Source organism: Nonomuraea monospora (genome assembly GCF_039531895.1).
In the GTDB taxonomy this organism is placed as follows: domain Bacteria; phylum Actinomycetota; class Actinomycetes; order Streptosporangiales; family Streptosporangiaceae; genus Nonomuraea; species Nonomuraea monospora.
Window position 1 is genome coordinate 1 of sequence record NZ_BAAAQX010000102.1, and the last position, 1,065, is coordinate 1,065.

General features: G+C 70.8%; 1 protein-coding gene. It reads left to right on the forward strand.

Features of this window, described 5'->3' with window-relative positions:
- The coding region (gene mmsA, locus ABD331_RS60655; protein ID WP_344496703.1) for a CoA-acylating methylmalonate-semialdehyde dehydrogenase at positions 1-1,065 on the forward strand (1,065 nt) is incomplete at both ends.

The following is a 1,065-nucleotide window of genomic DNA, read 5'->3' on the forward strand; positions in this document are numbered from 1 at the left end:
GTCTCGACCCGGGTGGACTCCTACTCGATCCGGCAGCCGCTGGGGGTGGTGGCCGGGATCACGCCGTTCAACTTCCCGGCGATGGTGCCGATGTGGATGTTCCCGATCGCGATCGCGTGCGGGAACGCGTTCGTGCTCAAGCCGTCGGAGCGTGACCCGTCGGCGTCGCTGCTGATGGCGCGGCTCTGGCAGGAGGCCGGGCTGCCCGACGGGGTGTTCAACGTCGTGCAGGGCGACAAGGCCGCCGTGGACCGGCTGCTGGAGCACCCCGACGTTCGCGCCGTCTCCTTCGTCGGCTCCACCCCGATCGCCAAGTACGTCTACGAGACCGGCACCGCGCACGGCAAGCGGGTGCAGGCGCTCGGCGGGGCCAAGAACCACATGCTGGTGCTGCCCGACGCCGATCTCGACCTGGTGGCCGACTCGGCCGTGTCGGCGGGGTTCGGCTCGGCGGGGGAGCGGTGCATGGCGATCTCCGTCGTGCTGGCCGTCGATCCAATCGGCGACGAGCTGGTCGAGAAGATCGTCGAGCGGGTCGGCCGGTTGACCATCGGCCCCGGCGACGACCCCAGGTCCGAGATGGGCCCGCTGGTGACCGGGCCGCACCGGGACAAGGTGGCCTCCTACCTCGACCTCGGCGTCGAGGAGGGCGCCAAGCTGGTCGTGGACGGCCGCGAGACGCCGGTGCTGGGCGGCGGGAAGGCGGCGGACACGCCGGGCTTCTGGCTCGGGCCGACGGTGCTCGACCACGTGCCCGCCGGGTCCCGTACGCACACCGAGGAGATCTTCGGGCCGGTGCTGTCGATCGTGCGGGTCGGCACGTACGAGGAGGGCCTGGAGGTGATCAACGGCGGCGCGTACGGCAACGGCACCGCGATCTTCACCAACGACGGCGGCGCGGCCCGGCGCTTCCAGAACGAGGTCGAGGTCGGCATGATCGGCATCAACGTGCCGATCCCGGTGCCGATGGCCTTCTACAGCTTCGGCGGCTGGAAGTCGTCCCTCTTCGGCGACACGCACGTGCACGGCACCGAGGGCGTGCACTTCTACACCCGCGGCAAGGTG